General features: G+C 39.2%; 19 protein-coding genes. 7 read left to right on the forward strand and 12 right to left on the reverse strand.

Annotated elements, in window-relative coordinates; genetic code table 11:
- The coding region (locus AAGC65_RS05355) for a helix-turn-helix domain-containing protein (RefSeq protein ID WP_343111386.1) at positions 1-449 on the forward strand (449 nt) is incomplete at its 5' end.
- A gap of 197 nt (positions 450-646) precedes the next feature.
- Positions 647-2,590, forward strand: a complete 1,944-nt coding sequence (locus tag AAGC65_RS05360) for a sigma 54-interacting response regulator (RefSeq protein WP_343111387.1) — start codon at positions 647-649, stop codon at positions 2,588-2,590.
- A gap of 12 nt (positions 2,591-2,602) precedes the next feature.
- On the opposite strand, the gene AAGC65_RS05365 is transcribed toward AAGC65_RS05360, so the two are convergent.
- Positions 2,603-3,268 carry a Crp/Fnr family transcriptional regulator gene (locus AAGC65_RS05365; RefSeq protein WP_343111388.1) on the reverse strand — a complete coding sequence of 222 codons (666 nt, stop codon included), beginning with the start codon at positions 3,266-3,268 and terminating at the stop codon, positions 2,603-2,605.
- 623 nt (positions 3,269-3,891) lie between these two features.
- Here AAGC65_RS05365 and AAGC65_RS05370 point away from each other — a divergent pair.
- Together AAGC65_RS05370 and AAGC65_RS05375 are read left to right on the forward strand one after the other, a co-directional pair.
- Positions 3,892-4,632, forward strand: coding sequence for an SDR family oxidoreductase (locus tag AAGC65_RS05370; RefSeq protein WP_343111389.1), 741 nt, complete (start codon positions 3,892-3,894; stop codon positions 4,630-4,632).
- 138 nt (positions 4,633-4,770) lie between these two features.
- Positions 4,771-5,523, forward strand: coding sequence for an SDR family oxidoreductase (locus AAGC65_RS05375; RefSeq protein WP_343111390.1), 753 nt, complete (start codon positions 4,771-4,773; stop codon positions 5,521-5,523).
- Positions 5,524-5,607: 84 nt separating this feature from the next.
- On the opposite strand, the gene AAGC65_RS05380 is transcribed toward AAGC65_RS05375, so the two are convergent.
- From AAGC65_RS05380 to AAGC65_RS05390, 3 genes are all read right to left on the reverse strand, one after another.
- Complete coding sequence (locus AAGC65_RS05380; RefSeq protein ID WP_343111391.1) at positions 5,608-5,925, reverse strand: phosphoribosylpyrophosphate synthetase; 318 nt, start codon at positions 5,923-5,925, stop codon at positions 5,608-5,610.
- Between the two features lie 181 nt (positions 5,926-6,106).
- The gene (locus AAGC65_RS05385; RefSeq protein ID WP_343111392.1) at positions 6,107-6,787 is read right to left on the reverse strand and encodes a Crp/Fnr family transcriptional regulator; all 681 of its coding nucleotides are present in this window, start codon (positions 6,785-6,787) and stop codon (positions 6,107-6,109) included.
- A 260-nt stretch (positions 6,788-7,047) separates the two neighbouring features.
- Positions 7,048-8,619, reverse strand: coding sequence for a beta-N-acetylhexosaminidase (locus AAGC65_RS05390; RefSeq protein WP_343111393.1), 1,572 nt, complete (start codon positions 8,617-8,619; stop codon positions 7,048-7,050).
- 302 nt (positions 8,620-8,921) lie between these two features.
- On the opposite strand from AAGC65_RS05390, the gene AAGC65_RS05395 reads away from it, so the two are divergent.
- A complete protein-coding gene (locus AAGC65_RS05395; protein WP_343111394.1) occupies positions 8,922-10,610 on the forward strand; it encodes a patatin-like phospholipase family protein in 1,689 nt (562 codons plus the stop codon).
- A gap of 68 nt (positions 10,611-10,678) precedes the next feature.
- Positions 10,679-11,068 (forward strand): DUF202 domain-containing protein, encoded by a 390-nt coding sequence (locus tag AAGC65_RS05400; protein ID WP_343111395.1) that lies wholly within the window; start codon positions 10,679-10,681, stop codon positions 11,066-11,068.
- 45 nt (positions 11,069-11,113) lie between these two features.
- Here the strand turns inward: AAGC65_RS05400 and AAGC65_RS05405 are convergent, their stop codons facing one another.
- The 8 genes from AAGC65_RS05405 to AAGC65_RS05440 all read right to left on the reverse strand — a co-directional run bounded on the left by AAGC65_RS05405 (position 11,114) and on the right by AAGC65_RS05440 (position 16,842).
- Complete coding sequence (locus tag AAGC65_RS05405) at positions 11,114-12,118, reverse strand: SLAC1 anion channel family protein (protein ID WP_343111396.1); 1,005 nt, start codon at positions 12,116-12,118, stop codon at positions 11,114-11,116.
- Positions 12,119-12,269: 151 nt separating this feature from the next.
- A complete protein-coding gene (locus AAGC65_RS05410; RefSeq protein ID WP_343111397.1) occupies positions 12,270-12,623 on the reverse strand; it encodes a (2Fe-2S) ferredoxin domain-containing protein in 354 nt (117 codons plus the stop codon).
- Positions 12,613-13,416: a hypothetical protein gene (locus tag AAGC65_RS05415; RefSeq protein ID WP_343111398.1), complete on the reverse strand. Its 804-nt coding sequence runs from the start codon at positions 13,414-13,416 to the stop codon at positions 12,613-12,615. The genes AAGC65_RS05410 and AAGC65_RS05415 overlap by 11 nt, the downstream gene beginning before the upstream one ends.
- A 3-nt stretch (positions 13,417-13,419) precedes the next feature.
- A complete protein-coding gene (locus AAGC65_RS05420; RefSeq protein ID WP_343111399.1) occupies positions 13,420-13,752 on the reverse strand; it encodes a hypothetical protein in 333 nt (110 codons plus the stop codon).
- A 32-nt stretch (positions 13,753-13,784) separates the two neighbouring features.
- Positions 13,785-14,441, reverse strand: a complete 657-nt coding sequence (locus AAGC65_RS05425; RefSeq protein ID WP_343111400.1) for a nitrile hydratase subunit alpha — start codon at positions 14,439-14,441, stop codon at positions 13,785-13,787.
- 18 nt (positions 14,442-14,459) lie between these two features.
- Positions 14,460-14,783, reverse strand: coding sequence for an SH3-like domain-containing protein (locus tag AAGC65_RS05430; protein WP_343111401.1), 324 nt, complete (start codon positions 14,781-14,783; stop codon positions 14,460-14,462).
- Between the two features lie 150 nt (positions 14,784-14,933).
- Entirely contained in the window at positions 14,934-16,199 is a 1,266-nt protein-coding gene (locus AAGC65_RS05435; RefSeq protein WP_343111402.1) for an MFS transporter, read from the reverse strand.
- Positions 16,200-16,266: 67 nt separating this feature from the next.
- Positions 16,267-16,842, reverse strand: a complete 576-nt coding sequence (locus tag AAGC65_RS05440) for a class I SAM-dependent methyltransferase (RefSeq protein WP_343111403.1) — start codon at positions 16,840-16,842, stop codon at positions 16,267-16,269.
- 376 nt (positions 16,843-17,218) lie between these two features.
- Here AAGC65_RS05440 and AAGC65_RS05445 point away from each other — a divergent pair, with 376 nt between their 5' ends.
- A complete protein-coding gene (locus AAGC65_RS05445) occupies positions 17,219-18,172 on the forward strand; it encodes an MBL fold metallo-hydrolase (RefSeq protein WP_343111404.1) in 954 nt (317 codons plus the stop codon).
- The last annotated feature ends 42 nt before the right edge of the window (positions 18,173-18,214 follow it).

An 18,214-nucleotide genomic window follows, 5' to 3' on the forward strand; every position in this document is an offset into this window, starting at 1 on the left:
TCCCGATTTTTCTTCCGCCATTGCGTGAACGTATTGATGACATCGCCCTGCTGGCAACACATTTTATTAATCGCTTTGCAAAAAAAACGGGTAAAAAGATCAACGCGCTCAGCAATAAAGCATTGCATGACCTGCAGCACTATCAATGGCCTGGTAATATACGTGAATTGGAACACCTGATAGAACGTAGCGTATTAATGACAACAGGGACTATTGTAAAAAAAATTGACCTTCCAACTGATAATATTATGATTGCATCAATAACCGCGCATGATCATCATATCAAAACAATAGAAGAAAATGAACGGGATCATATTATAAAAGCGCTAAAACACTGTAAAGGGCGTATAAGCGGACCTTGCGGGGCTGCAAAAATGTTAGGTGTACCGCCAACAACCCTTAGTTCAAAACTGAAAAAGCTTGGTATCAGACGTGGTTTTACAGTTTAATATGGTTCAGCCAATTTTTTAGTATGGTCAAATAAAAAATATAATATTGATATATGTCAATATATGCAAATGGCTGCTAAACGATATTTGTATAAGTTTTTTAACACTTAAAAATAGACAACGTTTAATGGATTGCTAATATGCTTAACCGTAATGATGATCAAAACATTTAAACGAACAACTTAAATCCTATTAATATGGGCGAGAGCATCTTAATAGTAGAAGATGAATTTATTGTTGCCAATGACCTTAAATTGATGCTGACCCGGGCCGGACATCATGTATGTGGTATTGCATCCAATGTTTCTATGGCTCAGAAAATGATTGAAAAACATAGGCCTTCCTGGGTAATGCTTGACATTGTTCTTAAAGATAACTCTTTCGGAACTGATTTGGCTCAGGAACTATCAAGTGAAAACATTGGATTTATTTATATTTCGGCCAGTACCAATCAAAGTATTCTTGAAAGAGCAAAAGAAACTCAGCCCTATGGTTTCCTGATGAAACCTTTCCGTGAAAAAGATATACTGATGATGCTCGATATTGCAACCAATAAGCATAAAGAGCATACCCGGTTATCGGCAGAACGGGAAATAATATTACAAAAACATCTGTTACATATCAAGCTTTCATCAACAGCTTTACTGGATAGGTTACAATTATTACCTGGTGCTTTTCAGGGATTTATTCCTTTTGATATATTAAAAATTAATTTGACAGAACGACCCGGTAGTCTATCATCTGAATATGGTTTTGTGCGCATTTCATTTGAAGCATACAATTTTTTAACAGATCGGGAATTGTTAGAAGAAATGGGCACAGATCAGCAGGAAATATTTCGATACCGCCCGAAGCAACCGCTGGCAGACCAAAGGTTTTTTTTAAATGGATATGATTTTAGTAAAAGCCTGATGGACAATATATGGGAAGCAAAACTCTCAAAACATTTTAACCTGCAGTCAAAATTAATCTTTAGTTTTACCTATGACGATGGAAAGCAGGTAGCGCTATCATTTTATAGCCAGGTTAAAGAATGTTTTAATTATACGCACTTACTGTTACTGCAAAAAGCACAAAAAGCAATTAAAGCATTTTTTGAGCAATCACCAACAAATAGTCCCACTATTCAAAGTAAACCACTCGTTAAAAGGCCGGAACCTGTAACTTCTGGAATAAATTGCTTTGAAGGTATTGTTGGCAGTTCACCAAAACTATTAAAGGTATTTGATGATATCACTTCGGTTGCCGAAGCATCTGTTTCTGTATTGATATTAGGCGAAAGCGGTACCGGTAAAGAGCTTGTTGCCAAAGCAATTCATAAAAGATCACAGCGTCGAAATAAACCTTTGATCATTGTAAATTGTGCCGCCTTACCTTCAGAACTTTTGGAATCTGAACTTTTCGGCCATGAAAAGGGAGCATTTACCGGTGCCATTGAGCGCAGAGCAGGCAAATTTGAAGCAGCCGATGGGGGTACAATCTTTTTGGATGAAATTGGAGAACTATCGCTTGAGGCACAGGTAAAGTTACTGAGGGTGTTGCAGGAGCATGAATTTGAACGCATAGGCAGCACAAAAACTATTAAAATTGATGTACGAGTTATAGCTGCAACCAACCGGAATCTTGAAAAAGAAGTTGCAGGCGGAAGAATCCGTTTGGATTTTTATTACAGGTTAAATGTATTTCCCATTCATCTGCCCTCTCTTTCCGAGCGAAAAGAGGATATTCCTGCTTTGGCTCAATATTTTGTTGATCAGTTTGCTAAAACCATGAATCGCGATGTGCTCATATTTAGTAATGAGGCAATAGAACAACTGACCCAATATGACTGGCCGGGTAATATCCGAGAATTGGAGCATCTGATTGAGAGGACGGTATTGATGACTGCCGGATCAGAAGTTACAAACATAGCTTTTCCTGATTCCTCTTTTTTGCAGCCAGGAATCAGTCTGGCAGGCAATACTCAGAAAACGCTCAAAACACTTGAACAAATAGAAATGGAGTATATTCTTGAAGTGCTGAAACAATGTAACGGAAAAATCAATGGCCCGGGAGGAGCGGCTGAAATTCTTGGCTTGTCACCAAGCACTTTAAATTCTAAGCTAAATCGCCTGGGGATAAAACGTAACCATTATTTTTAAAATTTAAATAAGTTAATATCGTTTTCGAACCCGGCTGAGTGTTTCGGGTTTAACACCCAAATAAGCTGCGATCAGGTTTTGTGAAAACCGCTGTCCGAATTCAGGCCGGGTTGCAAGTAGCTCCCTATACCGCTCTTCAGCAGTAAGATTCAAAACAGCGTAAATTCTTTTCTGTGTGTCAATAGAAAACTCTTTAGTCTGTAGCCTGATCAAGGTTGCAAAGGCGGGCATTGTTTTAATAAATAGCTCAATATACTCAACAGGGAATTGAAGTAATATGGTGTGCTCTATTGCATCAATATTATAATTTGAAGGAATTCCATGTGCCATACTTTCACGATCGCCTATCCAGTTGTTTTCTACACCGAGGGCAAGAATAGACTCTTGCCCCCGACTATTAACGGAATACATTCTTAATGCTCCATCAACCACATAATATAAATATCGGCACACATCTCCTTCCTGCAACAGATATTGCCGTTTACGAAGTACTCTGTATTTGAGGAGTTTTTTTAAAAGCACCGCCTCTGTATCACAAATCTCCTTGCCGGTATATAACTTAATGTGATTAAACAGGCAGGTAAATGCATTTGCTCTTATAGCTTCTTCTGTATTTACTACCGGTATAACCGAAATTACAGTCGGTAATGCTGAATTCATTTCATTAGTTAATGACATAATCGTTTGATTTGACAGAATTGATGTGTCAAACAAAATGCCATAAACTTAAACTATTGATAATTAATTTATTAAGGTAAATTTGCGCTCAAAAAAAAGCGAAATATCGTTAATTATGCAACCTCATATAAATTATATACAATTTAGGGTCTCACCCTTGATGTAAGTCAAGATTTTTTTTTGCGATAAGTCAATATTCAGGAATTAAACGGCTACCAAATTTGCACTGTATTTAAGCCCCATTTTTATGAAAACCATCTATTTCTTTAAAGCATATTTCCGGATCCGCTCAATCGGAAAATGTTTGTTTACCGATCTTTTTTCGTGGCGCAAACATTGGAATAACCAAAGAGCATGGTCTGAGCTTTTATATTCTTAAGAATATAGTATGAAGGAATATTCAGGGTAAAAAAATACTGCAGATGGAAGAGCAGAATAAGCAATACGAAATATCTAAACATCTGCAAACTCAAATTTATCAGTAAACAATAGAATATTGAAAACACAGAATCTTAGAATTTTATAACACTTCCTTAATTCTGCGCAATTCTACGGCATAAATATGCGCCACCTTTGTATTGTCAATCAACAACACATAGATCATATAAATAAAATAAGAAACCATGAAAACGCTATCAGAAAAAGTAATCTTAGTAACCGGCGCATCAAAAGGTATTGGAGCAGCAATAGCTAAAAAAGTAGCCAGCGAAGGCGCTAAAGTAATTGTTAACTATGCGGGCGGCCAGCAGGCAGCCGAAGAAACTGTTAATGAGATAAAAGCAAACGGCGGTGATGCCATAGCCCTGCAAGCCGATGTAAGCAAGGCTGATGAAGTAACAGCCATGTTTGATGCGGCTATTACCCATTATGGTAAAATTGATGTGCTGATCAATAACGCGGGCATCATGATCACTAAATTATTGAAAGATACTACTGTAGAGGAGTTTACACGTCAGTTTGAGATCAATGTAACTGGTACTTTTAACACCCTGAAAGAAGCCGCGACCAAACTGGCCGACAATGGATCGGTGATCAACTTCTCCACTACCCAAACCCGTGTATTAACCCCTACCTATGGCAGCTATGTAGCCACCAAAGGCGCGGTAGAACAGCTTACCCGCGTATTTGCTAAGGAAGTTGGCGCACGCGGCATCAATGTGAATGCCGTACAGCCTGGCCCCGTTAATACCGAACTGTTCACCAAAGGTAAATCAGAAGAACTTATAGCCCGTTTGAACTCCATGAATGCCTTTAACCGACTGGGTGAGCCAGAAGATATTGCCAAAACTGTCGCCTTCCTGGCCAGCGATGATGCTAAATGGATCAGCGGACAAATCATTGGCGTTAACGGCGCGATGGCTTAATTGTTAAGCCAAAAAGAGGTTCGGAAGTCCGCAAGTCGGAAAGTCCGGAAGCCAAGTCATTGAATAAGCAAAACAACTATTAAAAACAATCTTCCGGACTTTCGGTCTTTCCGACTTCCGGACTAAAAACTAAAAATCATGAACTCATTAAAAAATAAAGTAGCCCTTATTACCGGTTCAGCAAGAGGCTTAGGTAAAGCAATTGCTGAACGTTACGCAGCCTTAGGTGCCGATATTGTGATCAATTACTCACGTGATAAAGCATCTGCCGATGAGGTGCTCAGCAACATCAAAGCGATGGGCGTACGCGTAATTGCCGTACAGGCCGATGTGAGTAAAGTGGCCGAAATTGAAAGGTTATTTGCTGAAGCCAAAAAAGAATTTGGTAAAATAGATATCGTAGTAGCCAATGCCGGCATTGAAATGGTAGAAACCCCGGTAACCGAATTTACAGAAGAACAGTTTGACCGCTTATTCACTATTAATACCAAAGGTACTTATTTTACTATGCAGCAGGCTGCCAAAACAGTAGAAGATAATGGCCGTATCATTTATATCGCTTCCAGCACCACAGCTTTCCCTGTACCGGGCATGGCGGTATATGGGGGCAGTAAAACCACCCCACGTTATCTTGTTAACGTATTGTCACAAGAAATTGGTCACCGTGGTGTTACCGTGAACTCTATCATTCCATTTGCTGTTGACCATTCTGGTATATTTGTAGATCCTGAAAGCTATCCTGAACTAAGAAAAAGTCTGCTTGACAGCAATCCGATGGGCAGATTGGCTGAGGTGGAAGATGTGGCCAACGTAGCTGAGTTTTTTGCCAGTGATCTTTCTTCTTTCGTGAATGGTCAGCACCTGTTAGTTAACGGTGGCGCCAATCAATAAGTAAATTATAAAAAAGCAGATGTCCTTTAGGGCATCTGCTAATAAATTATAAGCCAGAATTCACAAAACTTATTTCTTGAAATATTATTTTGACTGTTGGTATTTATAGTGTAGTTGACGAATGGTTTCGGCCGAGCTTTCGTCTGTTGATGCACCATAGCTGGTCACTAAAATCCCTTTTACTCCTGATGACGACAATAATGCATAAACGATTGATTCATCTGCAGGATCAGAAGTGCCCTCATAACGGTACAGATCAACAATTTCAAACTCATCAGCAACGTAGGTTTGCCCCTCTGTTTTAAATTCGTTGCCTACCAGATTAAATTCAAGCGTAAAACCTTGTTCTTTAAGTTGGCTAATTGCTTCAGTGATAGTTGCATAATGGAATTTTTGTTTCATGGGTAATGGATAGATTGTAATGATGTAAAGTAACAAATATAGAAAAAGCTCATCAGCTTGGACAAGCCATATTCCAGTTTTTCAATTAGCTGCTGATAAAAAGTGAAACTGGAATGTTCAAGGTTATTTAAAATTCACAATTCATTTGATATGATCACTTTGAGCATATTTATTATAAATTTCAATTCTTCCTTATCCGGCATAAAGTTTCAGGTTGAATACCAAGGTAAGCAGCCAGCATGTGTTGGGAAAAGCGCTGCTCGTAGTATGGATAACTGATGAGCATGTCCCTGTATCGTTCTTCAGCAGTCATGTTGATTACTGAGTTTATCCTTCTTTGCGTTACAATGGCCTGTTCATATTCGTGCTTTTGTAGCATTTCGGCCCAGGCCGGGATATCATTTCTCAGCGTTTCCATACAATTTGCGTTCAATTGTAGTACTTGCGTGCGCTCCATCGCTTCAATGTAATATCTTGAAGGGCTCTGCTGGCTAAGGCTTTCACTTTCGGTAACCCAATTATTTTCTGTTCTGAAAGCCAAAACATACTCCCGGCAACTTACATTAATAGACAACATCCTTATCGCGCCTTTAACAACAAACCAATGGTAGCGACATATATCTCCTTCCTGCAACAAATAGTCTCCGCGTCGCAGCGTTTTCACTTTTAAATTTAAATTAATGTGCTCTTTCTCCGATTCAGACAAAGGTATCTCGGAGAAATCCGAGATAAAATTAAAAAGGCATAAAGCGGCTTCATCCAGAATTTGTCCCGATTCAGATAGCTTTTCTTTTTTTATAATCATTGGTTTTGCCACGCCTGACCATTGTTTGCCTATCACGGCGTATTTGTCCGATTGCATAGTTTATCAATTTTATGACTTTATTCAAGTCAAAGGCAATACCAAACTATAAGATTCTGGTTATTAATCACATGCAATGGTTGGCTAAAAATTAAAATTAATGATATATCGTAAAAAAACGAAAAAAAAGAGATCCTTACACAAGGAACTGACAAAGAATTTATCAAGGCACTTGCAGACTTAAGACAAAATTGGACATAAGTGGAGGAACATCTCCCGATCAGGCCTTCAAAATTGCCATTTGCCCCTGTCACAGATGTCTAATCTTTTATCACAGGCTTAGGTGCTACATCAACAGCCTCTTTATGGAAACTGGGATTAAATGGATCAAAATAATAGATACCTGCATTTTTATAATAGTTTAAATGCGCTTTTAAACGGGCATTAAAAAGATCATCGTTTTTGGTAGCGTCGAATGTCCAGCCGGATTCGGCTACGGCAGCAATCCTTGGGAAAAGCAGGTAATCCAATCTTTTTTGTGATGCTACAGTTTCTGTCCATAAGTTGGCCTGTACGCCTATTACATTTTTAGATTGATAAACATCTGCCGTTAAATCATTTTCCGGAAAATGATAAACATCCAGATAGGTATTATAATGTCCATCCCACTTACGGCCCGATATATGTGTACTGTCCTGTACAAAATCAAAATACATCGGTAATCTTGGCGATAAAATGATTGGATAACCTTTTGTAATTGCTTCTTGTAATACCTCAGGCTTATTTTGCCGCCACCAGTTAACCAATACATGATTTACCGGCAGATTTGCTGCCACAGCCTCGTCCCAGCACATCACTTTGTTTTTAAGCTTAATTACCGAATCAGCAATTCGTCGTAAAAAATAAGCCTCTGCCTGTTGATGGTCTGTGTAACCCTTTTTCTCCATCAGCTTTTTGACATCAGTATTGTTGTCCCACGCCTTTATTCCCAGCGCTACCTCATCACCACCAATATGTATTCTGCCATCTGGGAATAACACTTTAAGCTCTTTTAAAATATTGGTTAAAAACTGATATGTTTCCTCTTTGCCCGGGTTAAATGTAAAATCATCATAACCTTTCACCTTGCCACCAGAATACTTCGGATATGCCTTGTTGGCCGCAGTTGCATGTCCGGGCATGTCTATTTCAGGTACTATCTCAATGTGGCGACGTTTAGCATAAGCCACTATTTCCTTTATCTCTTTTTGAGTATAATAACGAGCTGCCGCGGTAGAATCGGTGAAATTGCCTATCCCGCCTATTTTAGTGAGCCAGGGATATTTTTTGATCTCTATCCGCCATCCCTGCGCATCTGTCAAATGCCAATGGAATCGATTAAGCTTATAAAAAGCCATCCAGTTAAGTATATTTTTAACAGCTGCCATTCCAAAAAAATGCCTTGATTCATCAAGCATAAAACCCCGCCATTGATACCGGGGTTTATCATTAATAATCAAACCGGGCAATATGCGGCTATCTTCTGCCTTTGCAGATCGGCAAAGCTGTAAAAGTGTGGTAACCCCGTTAAATACCCCCTCCCGCTCAGCCGCCATAATAGCTATTTTGTTGGATACTGTACTTAATCGGTAAGCACCTATGCCTTCAATATCTTTAGTGATTACAATTCTTATTTCTTGCCTACCCTTACCTGCTAAACCAAGCTGGCCATTTAAATAAAGCACCTCATTTTTATATTGACTGTTTTTGGTAAAAAACATACTTTCCGGTTTTATCCGTAAAGTAGTTTTAAGCTGCTTAACTTGTTGCGGATAAGGGATGAGGTTTAGGTTTTGCGCGTTCAAAGTATTGTAAAACGCGAACAAGGCAATCAATAAAAAATATTTCTTCATAATCATAAATGATCAGGTATTGGTACGAATTTCATATTGCCGAAGCATGCCGGCTGATGAAGGCCTGGCTTTTCAAAGTTATAATAACTACCCTTATCGCCAAAGGTTATAAAAAATTTCGCACAGTTGTCTTTAAACACCTGGCAGTTAAGCTATCGTCCTCTGACTCTTTTATAAATACTAAGCATCCAAGTACAGGAATTTAACAAAAAAATAACCGTTACTATTCTTGTTATGTCAATCTGGCACAATAGCTTTATTGTACCATCAGCATAATTTTCAAATCTACCTGTCTTAATATCATGGAACAAACCACACCCCAATCAGATGTATTTTCAGTTGGTATTTGTATGGCCGGTGCAGTGTCGGCCGGTGCCTATACTGCAGGTGTAATGGATTACCTGTTAGAAGCACTCCAGGAATGGGAAAAAAGACGCGGCCAGCCTGGTGTACCAAGCCACCGGGTAGAAATTCCAGTTATTGGAGGCGCCTCGGCAGGCGGTATGACCGGGATCATTGTTGCTTCTTCACTTAATAGCCCAATTACACCTATAGACAAACCAAGCGCCGATTTACTGGAAGAACATCCTGAAAATAAATTTTACAATGCCTGGGTTGATCTTACAGATGCTGATATGTTTTCTACGATGCTTGATACCAGTGATATTGAAAAGACCGGAACTGTATTATCAGGATTGAACTCTGATTTTATAGATCAGGTTGCCAATAAGATGGTAAAAGCGATCAAATCAGATTGGCAGCCCCTTCCCCGTTTTATCAATCCTAACCTAAAAGTTTTCACTACGCTGTCTAATCTTGGTGGATTTAATTACAGCGCCGATTTTTACGCAGCATCTCCTACAAATAGGAAATACCATATGATGGTGCACAATGATTACGCTTGTTTTGAGCTTACAGAAAAAACGGATCTTGTCGCGCCTAATAATGGATGGATCCCGTTAAACTTTAAAGATGATATCCATCTGGATATTGCCCGGGATGCCGCAATGGCAACTGGCGCATTCCCGGTGGGTTTAAAATCACGTTTACTGAACCGGGATGCTGGATTTATAAATTCAAGTCAGTTTCTGACCGAAATATTTAAAAACACACCGTTAACCCCCTCAGGCAATTACACATCTTTAAATGTGGATGGTGGCCTGATCAATAATGAACCTTTTGATAAAGTCAGGGAAGTTTTAGCATCATTCACCGGGGAGTCGCAACAGGCATCTGACGACCATAATGGTTTTAATTCGACTATTTTGATGATCGAGCCTTTTCCAAGCAAAGAACGTGGGCCAATCGATCAGAGCCAATCTATTTTAAATGTGATTGGTTTAACGCTTTCTTCCATGCTCTCTCAAATGAGATCGAAACCAACAGATCTGGCCAATGCACTTAATGACAATCTCAGCGGTCAATATTTGATCTCTCCTGCCCGCCTGATAACGGATGCAAACGGCATTACGGAAGAAATTGTAGGCGAACTGGCCATAGCCTGCGGCGCTCTTAATGGTTTCAGCGGCTTTATTAATAAGGAATTCCGTGTGCATGATTACTTTCTGGGGAGGTATAACTGCAAAATATTTTTAAGAGACTACTTTACCATCCCAAAATCAGCCATACAGGAAAATCGCATATTCAGAAACGGATATGCAGAAACTAATATCGATGATTTCAAGTCAACCAAGGATGATGAACGTTACCAGATCATTCCAATATTCAAAGACGCTACTAACTATGAATTCCCAAGTTTTAAATTCAGTTCCGGTTCCAACTGGCCTGTTTTAAAAGAGGAAGATATCGACAAATTTCAACCTGCCATCAAAAAACGCGCCCAGGCACTGTTAATGAACGCCGTAAAATTGGGAGGAATGAACAAAGCCTTATTATGGATCGGTACCAAAGTGTTACTAAGCGGCTCAATGACCAACGCTGCCTTGACCAAAATAAAGTCAGATTTGAAGCTTTGGAAATTATTAGATTGAAGAACAAGCTAATATTAGATCATAAATAGCGACTTTTGCTTTAGAAATTATTAAAACTTTTAACGCAAATGCAGGACGACAATAATAACCGCCCAAAAGCCAGCGCCAGTGACCATTTAGCCAATGAACGCACTTTTCTTGCCTGGGTCAGAACAAGTATTGCTCTTATGGGCTTTGGGTTTGTTGTCGTTAAATTTTCCCTTTTTGTTCGGCAGCTTTCACTGGCTGTTGGCGCCCGTAATGTTACACCGGCCAAAGGATTCTCCGGCCTGATAGGCATGTGCCTGGTTGCCGTGGGTGCATTAACTGCCCTGATTGGTTATTCCAGGTACAAACGCATAGAAAAGCAATTACTTGAGCAGACATTTTATCCTAAGTCAAGGCTTTTGCTTCTGCTAACTGTGGGGGTTATTGGTGCAAGTCTGTTATTATTATATTACCTGTTGCCTAACCTTTGATATAAGTTCAGCTTAGAACACTTCATGCTTACTTATATAGAAAAGTTATTCTTTTATAGCTGTTTGTACATGAGTAAACGACACGGGAACAAATGTACCTTTCACAATACGGATAATGGTTTGAATCAAAAGAAACAGTATCACTAATGTTGTACACAACAAGAGAAATTTGGCTAAATATTGAGGAATAAATTCAGTTTTATTTTCTACAAAGCGGCACATTGCGTTGGTAATAGTTGCCAGTGGAAAACTTACAGCCCACCAGGAAATTTGAAATGGGCAAGCGCGAGGCAACATTAATAGTTTGCTGCTCAGCAACAGTAATAAAAACAAACCGAAATAAATCAATACAGCTGCAAACATATCCTGGCTATGGCTCAGGTTTTCATAACTGTTAAAAGCCAAACCCAATGGTGCTACCATGATCATCAATGTAGGCGCTACTGTGTTGGGCATGGGTTCCTGAAAAATAAGACGGGAAAAGATTATAGTGATGAGTATGATGGCAAAAACAGTTCCGATGCTAAAGAAAAACAGGCATACTTCATGGCTGCCGGGTATTAATATCTTGCTGCCTATTATAGGCACATTTAAAGTTCCAACTACAGGCAAAAGCCAAACCGGCATAGCGCTTGCTGGTTTTTGTTGCCTATCAAGCCACTGGCGCAGTACATACCAGGCAAATAACCCTATTAGTAAGGTAGCTACTACCCAGATGCTTACGGCTAAAGTAGGGAACAAAGGCAGCAAAATTCCCGGAAGTAATAATAAGGATATAATAATAGTGCTGAAAAAACTAATTGTATTTGGGTTTTTAAATTCCTGTAAAACAAGGTCGGGGTATTTCCAGAATTTTAATGAGTAGGTAAACGTGAGTATGATAAATGTGATTACTGCAAGCCCACCTATTAACTGACTAATAATTAATGGCAAATGCCAGAGATGAACCGCCTGGTTCCAGGCAAAGCTAAGCCCCGATAAACCCATTACGGCACCAAAAATGCTTACCGGCAAAAATTCTAAAAAACTAAGACGATCTGTGTTTTCCATTTGTAATAAAAATAATCAGATTGATGCTCTGTTACTCTGTTTAGGTTTTTTATGTAATATATCTGTTTTAAAAAAACTGCAGATTAGGTGCAGCACTTCATAAAGAGATACAGCACCTGAACAGCGCTGTATCTCATCATTAAATTTAAGGTTAGTTTGCCGGAACCGGTGGTTCTACTGCATGGATCACATCACTGCCGTATTCAAACAACAACATGTTATCCGGCACTACGTTTTGCACCAAAAAATTATGCACAAACTCCGCTGCTTTTTCTTTTGATACCTGTTTAAACCAAATACCATCTGGCTGCGCAATTACTACAGGTCCGTCTTTACAGCGTCCGTTGCATAGTGTTTTAGTGGTATGAATTTTATCCGCCAGGCCGCAATCATTTATTGCAGCCCTTATAGCGGCGGTACTTTCTTCGGCACCAAGATTTTTACAACTTCCCCCGTTGCATAAAAATAAATGCCTGCTTACCTGTGTTAAATCTTTAATGGCCATTTAATTGTTTTTTGGTTTGTTGAGAACCGGAATAAAGAATATAAGTATAAAAAAGGGCCATTAAGGCAAAAAATGATATACCAATTATTGTTAATGAATTTTCCGGGATCTCGGTTTTAGGGTTTATATGACTTACAATTTTATAAGTACCAACAACCAGCGAAATAATTACGATGATCCAGCCAAGTTTTCTGCGATAATTTAACACCAGATTACTTTTTGCAGAATTGAGCATGAGCGTATATAATATTCTGCTATCCAGCGTATCGGTAGTGATCATTCCAACAGAAAATGAAAGTCCAAGAATTAAGGCGTTAGTAGTGCTCAGTTTAGATGTAGCTGTGTAGGCCCACGCAGCTGCCTGGGTATTGGTATCAAACACCATCGCGAAAAGTACACCAATAAGCACAATTGATAACGGGTGCGAACTATTTTTTAATCTGGATGGAATAAAAAACGTTTTTAACCCTTTAGGGCTATATTTTTCCTGAACTACCAGCATCCGCAGGTTCATTAACCCTACTACGATCAATAAAAGCCCCGGAAGCCAGTCCAACACATTCCACACAGTTTGCGGAAAACGATATGAATGGCTGAACCTGCTTATCATTACCGCTATACTGGTTACCACAGCGCCATGACCAATTGCAAACAGAGTACCCGTCCACTTAGCCAGCGTAGGTTTGGTTGCAGAATACCTGATAGATATGCCGTCAATAATAGCAATATGATCAGGATCAAAACCATGCCTGAGGCCCAGCAATAACATCAGTAATATTCCCGAAATTTCCATAACTTATAATGTTACACCATACCTTTTGGCTACTTCGGCTGTTTTAAGGGCAATATCATCTGGTGCGAGCAGGCCTTTTTGTAAAAGAACGTTTGAGGCCGAAACGATCCATTTTTCGTAGTAAGATAGTTTACCAGCCATTTCCGAACCTATGTTTTCTGTACCTCTCCTCTTTTCTTCTGTATTTACAATTTTATGGTAATCCAGCACATCCAATAATGCATGACAGCGTTTTTCCCATATGTAAAGCTCTCGCTCATAAATATTTACTTTATCACCGCAAATGGTTCCGCCAAAATCATTGGGCAGATGTTTAACAAGATTTTCTGTTGACATGATTTTAATTTTTATGTTTTATCAGTAATTATTTAGTTGATGCGTGGTACAGTTACACCAATCATCGTATCTCTGGTAACAATAGCTTCCAGCTGTTCTTCTGTGAAGTTTTCAGTTCCGGCCGGTCTTACAGGTAACACCAGATAACGTTGCGCCGCGGTGGAATCATTTACCACAACACGAACGTTGTCAGGAACAACAGTTCCAAATTCGGCCAGTACCTTACGTGGTTCAATTACAGTACGCGCGCGATACTCCTTACTTTTATACCAGTCAGGTGGCAAGCCCAATATAGCTCTCGGATAGCAGGAGCATAAAGTACATACGATAACATGGTGGGTATCTGGTGTGCTTTCCAATACCGTAAAGTCAGTATCATCATAAATAGAGATGCCCATTTCTTCAGCACCGTGGTTGCCGTTTGCCAGCAGGCGCTTTTTAAATTCCGGATCAAGCCATGCTTTTACCACCATTTTAGATCCCAGGAGCGGATGGCGCGAATCTAACAGTTCAATTTGCTTACGTACATCATCTGGTTTTATAAGTCCCTTTTCAATTAATAGTTCACGAATGCTTATTTCCAGTATTTCGTAATAACCGGGCGTTTCGTCATGACTTATTTCAGCATGTGGATGATCGTGATCATGGTTATGGTCATGGTCGTGGTCGTGGTCGTGATTGTTGCTCATTTTTATTTGATTAAATTGTTATTCAATGTTTTCTAACCAGTTTTCAAACACTTCTATTTGGTGCTCATCATTTGCCTGTCCTTCGTAATTTGACCAAAGTTCCGTGGTAGGAATCTTGATCATATAACACCACATTTTGTCACCGGCGTTTTTGCCAAACGCTTCTTCTTCCGGATTGATGTAGCTACCCAGGTTACGCACAATTTCTACCTTTTTTCCGCGCATATACATCGGAACACGATAATGGCCGATTGGGAACTTGACTGAAATTCTGACAATGTCGCCAGCTTCAAATTTTGGTGGATTGTGATCTACCACCACGATTGGCTTACTTTCATTCATGATTTTTCAAATTAGGTTTACTTTTATTTTAGTTTATTTACCGGTATCTGCAATTCCGGTATTTCCTACTCATTGTATTGTATATTAGTTGGTTATAATCCAAAAACAGTTTTATCAACTACGATATTTATAATTTTACCCAATAATCTATCAAGTATGTCGCTGCGCCATCCCCTGATTGTCTGTAAAAAAGTTACGCTTTGTAATGTGTTTGTCGGTACTTAACTTTTCCTTCCACACCTTGAAAGACAATATGCTTAACAGCAAACCTAAAAGAGCAAGGAAAATGATGGCCGGGGAATCTCCCAGAGATACCAGGAATACGAAAAGCATCGGACCTGCACCATAACCCAGAAACAGTATTCCACAACCCATCCCTACAGCCTGATTACTCATACGTCCGTTGTGTAAGGTAGTAGTGATACCTATAAAAAGGGGCTGAGTAATGTTAAACCCAACAGAAAGGATAAGCACAAACAAATAAGCCAGCCAAAGCGGTAAATTGACATTGATCCAAAGCAAGGCCACACACACAGCTACCAGTATTAAACCAGCTAACAGTGTACCTTTGACACTGGTTTTAATAGAAAAAGCAGCCATTAATATCACCATTAAAAGACCCGGAAAAAGAAAGATCAATAATACCAGGGCTATGCCTTGTTCACCAAGATGATAATGAGTTGTGAAATAAAAACTTAGCCAAACAAAAACCCCTGTATGGAACATCCCGCCAAAAAAACTAAAAGCATACAGATAAGGTCCTGCTCCACGCGTCAGGATCTTTTTACTCAGTTGCCACACCAAACTGAGGTTTTCCGGCTTTCGGGCAATTTTCAAGGGAAGTGGAAAAGAGCTTAGGACTATTCTTAAATAAACTATAAGTGAAAGAATTCCTGATATGATATACATCGTGCGCCAGCCAATCATACCATTAAAATAGCCGCCGATAACAGGAGCGAAAGTTATGCCCAGAGCTACAGAAAAAACTACGATAAGCATTCGTGTACCTCTTGCGGAAGCCGGATAACATTCTGCAATGAGCACAAGCGCCAATGGCAAAATACTTCCTGTAGCAATACCAGCAAGTATTCGGACTACTAAAAAGGCCGAAATACTATGACAGCTCGCGGTTGCAAAACAACCCAGTGTCATTAACCATACCGACCATTGTAGCATCACTTTTCTTCCTACTCTGTTACTTAACGATATGCTGCATAAAGCGGATAATCCATAAGGTATTGCAAAAGCGGGGATAGCCTGGCTGATTAATGTTGAATGAAATTCGTTGCCAATAGCAGGCAGCAACGGAGCGATGAGATAAACCTGGAGCATGAGCATAAAACAAGCCGCTGCCAGGTTTTTTACCATAGGTAAATACTTATCATGTTTTGATTCAATTAACACGGAACTATTCATAAGCAATGGATTGAAGTTCAGCCATTCGGATCATTATCGTATCTTATAAATTAATTTTCTGAGGTAACTATTTTTTGATTCCGAGATATTCTACAACACCCCGATTGCCGGCAGGTCTTTCTGTATGCTCAATCGTAAAAAAGCGTGTAACTAACGACAAGAACTCGTCCTTTTGAAGCGGCAGCGGAGCAGTTACGTCCGCATCTACAATATTAGACCAGTTAACAGCTAACTTGCAAACCAATATGCCGCCAGGCTTTAATGAGTTATATATCCGGTAAAAAAGTGACCTGTCGAAATGATAATACAGAACTACTACATCAAACCTATGCCTTGGTAATTGATAATCTGTAAGATCAGCGATTGTTGTATCGATATTTACACCTAATGTTGATGCCTTATCTTCCAGTATTTGCAAGCCTACAGGAGAAATATCAACTGCCGTTATTTTCCAACCCAATTCTGCTAAAAAAAGTGAATGTCTGCCTGAACCAGCGGCAAGGTCAAGAACTGAGGCACCCCCATGCGGATATATTTGCTGGAGGTAACTATGATATATTGAACAAAAAAACGGATCAGGTTCGGTTAATGATGGTAAACCCTGGCGGTACTTATTATCCCATAACATTTGCATTGCATTCATTAATATAAATTTCAGTTAGTAGATGATGGTCTACTTAATATGAAAATCATGCCATGAAATAAATGCATTGTTAATCAATTAATTATGAAATAAAATAAGTTTTAAAAATTACTATATATCGTTATTTAACGCTTCTCTGATTGTAAGCTCCTTTATCTCTTGTTTCTGTTGTATTTTAAATTAAAAATGGCAGCTTATGGCTTAAGCGCACAAAAAACGATGGAAGTTTTGACAATTCGCTTATTTACGAAATATAGTAAATTAAAAAAATGATCTATTTGTTTAAATAATTGATTTTAAGTATATTAAACAATGGCAAATTCTTTGAGAAGAAAAATATTGTTTACAACAATCACCCTTATTAAAAAATCAAATCATGTTAAACGAAAACAAAACAATAGACCGCCGTCAATTTCTTGGCGCAGCCGGTCTTTTAACGGCAAGCATCTGGCTTTCTCCTAAATGGTTATATGCACAGGAACAAAGTCCTGTAATAAAAATCAAAAAAGCAGCTGCAACAGCAAAGATAAACGTTACCAAACTTCGTGGTAATATCAGCGTACTGGAAGGATCGGGTGGAAATATCGCTGTATTGAATGGCCCTCAAGGTAAGCTTATGGTTGATGGTGGCATTGGTGTATCTAAGGTCAATGTGTCTGCTGCTTTAAAATCTATCAGCTCCCAACCCTTAAAATATTTGATCAATACACACTGGCATTTTGATCATGCTGACGGAAATGAGTGGCTGCACGAAGCTGGAGCAACTATTATTTCTCATGAAAATACCCGTAAACATTTGGCCGTTAGTACCCGGGTAGATGACTGGAATTATACCTTCCCGGCTGCTCCTAAAGGAGCATTGCCAACAGTTACCTTCAAGGATGAGCATACCATGTCGTTTAATGGGGAGACTCTTCAGATGAAACATTACGCACCTGCACATACAGATAGTGATATTTCAGTGTATTTCCCTAATGCCGACATTCTTCATGTGGCAGACACCTGGTGGAACGGATATTATCCTTTTATTGATTATAATACCGGCGGAAATATTGAAGGGGCAATCAAAGCTGCTAATCTTAATGTATCACGCACTACCGATAAAACGATTATCATACCAGGGCATGGGCCTATCGGAAACCGGAAACAATTAATCGAGTTTCGCGATATGCTGGTAGACATTCATGCCAAAGTATCGACTTTAAAGAAACAGGGAAAATCCGTTAATGAGGTTGTTGCATTAAAACCGACAGCAGCTTATGATAAAAAATGGGGAGGTTTCGTGATCGATCCAGCATTTTTTACTAAGCTGGTTTATAGAGGCGCTTAATTACTTATTGTCGATATGTGCATATCAAGGTGATTTTTATTT

Origin of the sequence: Mucilaginibacter sp., assembly GCF_039207105.1 — a bacterium.
Taxonomy (GTDB): domain Bacteria; phylum Bacteroidota; class Bacteroidia; order Sphingobacteriales; family Sphingobacteriaceae; genus Mucilaginibacter.

Excerpts from the sequence above, each read along its gene's own strand:
- AAGC65_RS05445 (WP_343111404.1), top strand. The coding sequence starts at position 17,219 with ATGTTAAACGAAAACAAAACAATAGACCGCCGTCAATTTCTTGGCGCA.
- AAGC65_RS05360 (WP_343111387.1), top strand. The coding sequence starts at position 647 with ATGGGCGAGAGCATCTTAATAGTAGAAGATGAATTTATTGTTGCCAAT.
- AAGC65_RS05410 (WP_343111397.1), bottom strand. The coding sequence starts at position 12,623 with ATGGCCATTAAAGATTTAACACAGGTAAGCAGGCATTTATTTTTATGC.
- AAGC65_RS05435 (WP_343111402.1), bottom strand. The coding sequence starts at position 16,199 with ATGAATAGTTCCGTGTTAATTGAATCAAAACATGATAAGTATTTACCT.
- AAGC65_RS05390 (WP_343111393.1), bottom strand. The coding sequence starts at position 8,619 with ATGAAGAAATATTTTTTATTGATTGCCTTGTTCGCGTTTTACAATACT.
- AAGC65_RS05365 (WP_343111388.1), bottom strand. The coding sequence starts at position 3,268 with ATGTCATTAACTAATGAAATGAATTCAGCATTACCGACTGTAATTTCG.
- AAGC65_RS05415 (WP_343111398.1), bottom strand. The coding sequence starts at position 13,416 with ATGGAAATTTCGGGAATATTACTGATGTTATTGCTGGGCCTCAGGCAT.
- AAGC65_RS05385 (WP_343111392.1), bottom strand. The coding sequence starts at position 6,787 with ATGCAATCGGACAAATACGCCGTGATAGGCAAACAATGGTCAGGCGTG.
- AAGC65_RS05430 (WP_343111401.1), bottom strand. The coding sequence starts at position 14,783 with ATGAATGAAAGTAAGCCAATCGTGGTGGTAGATCACAATCCACCAAAA.
- AAGC65_RS05395 (WP_343111394.1), top strand. The coding sequence starts at position 8,922 with ATGGAACAAACCACACCCCAATCAGATGTATTTTCAGTTGGTATTTGT.
- AAGC65_RS05405 (WP_343111396.1), bottom strand. The coding sequence starts at position 12,118 with ATGGAAAACACAGATCGTCTTAGTTTTTTAGAATTTTTGCCGGTAAGC.
- AAGC65_RS05400 (WP_343111395.1), top strand. The coding sequence starts at position 10,679 with ATGCAGGACGACAATAATAACCGCCCAAAAGCCAGCGCCAGTGACCAT.
- AAGC65_RS05375 (WP_343111390.1), top strand. The coding sequence starts at position 4,771 with ATGAACTCATTAAAAAATAAAGTAGCCCTTATTACCGGTTCAGCAAGA.
- AAGC65_RS05370 (WP_343111389.1), top strand. The coding sequence starts at position 3,892 with ATGAAAACGCTATCAGAAAAAGTAATCTTAGTAACCGGCGCATCAAAA.
- AAGC65_RS05380 (WP_343111391.1), bottom strand. The coding sequence starts at position 5,925 with ATGAAACAAAAATTCCATTATGCAACTATCACTGAAGCAATTAGCCAA.
- AAGC65_RS05420 (WP_343111399.1), bottom strand. The coding sequence starts at position 13,752 with ATGTCAACAGAAAATCTTGTTAAACATCTGCCCAATGATTTTGGCGGA.
- AAGC65_RS05440 (WP_343111403.1), bottom strand. The coding sequence starts at position 16,842 with ATGAATGCAATGCAAATGTTATGGGATAATAAGTACCGCCAGGGTTTA.
- AAGC65_RS05425 (WP_343111400.1), bottom strand. The coding sequence starts at position 14,441 with ATGAGCAACAATCACGACCACGACCACGACCATGACCATAACCATGAT.